The organism is Rhodococcus sp. C3V, from assembly GCF_029269915.1.
Classification (GTDB): Bacteria; Actinomycetota; Actinomycetes; order Mycobacteriales; family Mycobacteriaceae; genus Rhodococcus_F; species Rhodococcus_F qingshengii.
The window spans coordinates 1-2,187 of sequence record NZ_JARJBE010000042.1; the positions used below are offsets into that span (position 1 = coordinate 1).

At 59.5% G+C, this 2,187-nt stretch carries 1 protein-coding gene; it reads left to right on the forward strand.

Annotation, left to right across the window (positions count from 1 at the left end; all coding sequences use genetic code 11):
• Positions 1–402 precede the first annotated feature (402 nt).
• Positions 403–885 (forward strand): nuclear transport factor 2 family protein, encoded by a 483-nt coding sequence (locus tag P3G66_RS31665; protein ID WP_276117867.1) that lies wholly within the window; start codon positions 403–405, stop codon positions 883–885.
• Positions 886–2,187: the final 1,302 nt, after the last annotated feature.

Sequence of the window (2,187 nt, forward strand, 5' to 3'; positions counted from 1 at the left end):
ATCGGAAACATACTGATGGAAACTGGCCGAAACACCGTTGGCGAGATAGACCCGATTCGGCCGCCAACCCCGAGCAGGCGTGCAATTGACTCCAGCTCCCGGTTCGGGACGCCTCAGTAGTACCTGACCGTGCCTACGATTGCAGCCTGGTGATGACGTCGGGGGCTGCGGGTTGTAGTGAGCAATTGGTCTCGCGCGCTTCGCCAACGCCCAGCTACGGCCTCGAGTTCGGAGTGAGTTGGGGTGACTGTGAGATAGTCGACGGCCTCGTCGAGCCGTGAGACGAAATCTTGTGCTGACCGGCGACTGTTGGCTCGACCGGGTGGCAGGTGAGGGAGCCGCTCACGGATAGACTGATGCCTTCCGCCGCAGTATTACGCGAGTCTTATTCCGCGCATTGGCATGACGCTTGCAGAATGGTTTGCCCGTGCCCTTCTACAGGCAACCCCGAAAAGCACAGGGTGGCACGCCAACATCAGCCCCGTTAATCTTCGGTTCATGACGATGCCTAACATCCCCTCGGAACAAAGCCTCGATGAAGCCGAAACCGAGTTTCTGCACGCCTTTCGCGTGAACGACATCGACTGTCTCGATACGATCCTGCACTCTGACGTCGAATTTGTCGGTCCCGAGGGGTCAATCATCGACAAGGATGCCGATATGGCATCACATCGGGCCGGCGACCTGGAACTCGAGTCCGTTGAGGAGCTGAGTCGACGAGTTCAGGTGATCGAGGGAATCGGCATCACCCGCGTAAAACTGCACATCAAGGCCAGCGTCGGGGAATCCCCCGTTGACGCGGTCCTCATGTATTCCCGGACATGGCTACATCAGGACAATCGTTGGACGATAGTGGCTGCTCACGGTTCAATACTGCCGACGTGACGAGACTGTAGAGGTTCCTTCAGCGATCTCACTCCGACCTACTCGACTTCGACTGTCTTGCAACGGACTACGCGTCAGAATCGGTTCCCAGAGGACGGCTGAAAATTGGATTGGAAGCAATTTGCGTACGGCGCTCTTGCATCGGGTGGAGGGTACGGCGCGGCGGCTGATGTACAGGTGTCCACAGTGCAAGGCACGAACACGTCGATGCGGTGGCGCCAGGGGTCCTGATTTACCACAGCTCGTTGTGCCGGCACGTCAAGATGCCGCGCTTTTTCATTGCACGCATAACGATCGCGACAGGCTCCGTTCAGACCTGTCAACGGGCCCGACGCACGGGCCTGCGACCACCTCAGCCATATCAAACGGGGCGCCAGCACCACGGCTGAACACCGGGAGAGGCTGCTCACTCCTTCTGCGGTGCGGTGACCACCGAAGCCGGAAACCGGCCTAACGTGGCTAATTTGGTGTACATCGCTGCCCTTCGCACCCGGCACGGGGTAAGCCCGAATGCGCTCAGTGCCCACAGTCCGCCGGTCCCAATCGAGAACGTCACTTCCGATTCGGGCGGCAACCCGTGGGCCGACAAGCCAACTTCCACGAAAGTTTCGCCCAAGATCTCACCAGCGACGAAGCACTCGTAATGGTAGTGGCCCAAAAAGCGACCCTCGCTTCGACATTCGGCGACAACATCACTCACTAGGCGCGGAACGCCAAACCCATCGGGTATCAGATTTCCACCAACGATCGAATGAGCGACTCGAACAACGAACGACGGATGGCCGAACGAGTGAATCTCCGCAAGTTCACCGTACGCGACGCGATCCGAGCCTCGTTGCCCCCAGACCACCGCCCTATCCGGCCTCATCCGCGAGGCCGCGAGGCCGCGAGGCCACGAGGCCGCGACAACAGTCTCCGCCGACCCCTCCCCAGCCCTGCACCGCCCTCGGACACCGAGGTTCCTTGCCGGCCAACGGAATTAAACCGACCCCGTGCCGGGAGAGGCATTTCCCACGAAGCCGACCGCCGCCCACAGGAACATTCATTTCCTGGGAGAGCGCGCGCAGCAAACTCGACCGCATCGGCGCCCAAGCATTCCATGAGGGCGCTCTTGGCCCGAAACAAATCCCATGATGCGAAACCACCAGGCTCGGGTCAACCTAGCCATGGCAGTTGCTCCACGAAGAGACATACATGCACTCGGAGATCACGCCTCCGTTATTTCGCTCCCGTCGCATTACTGTCACTGGTAGGACCCCATTTGATGAGCCACTCGCTATCAGAGAATCAATGCGTGTGAAT

What these genes read in the sequence shown, in the direction of transcription:
- P3G66_RS31665 (WP_276117867.1), top strand. Translation starts at nt 403, where the DNA reads ATGACGCTTGCAGAATGGTTTGCCCGTGCCCTTCTACAGGCAACCCCG.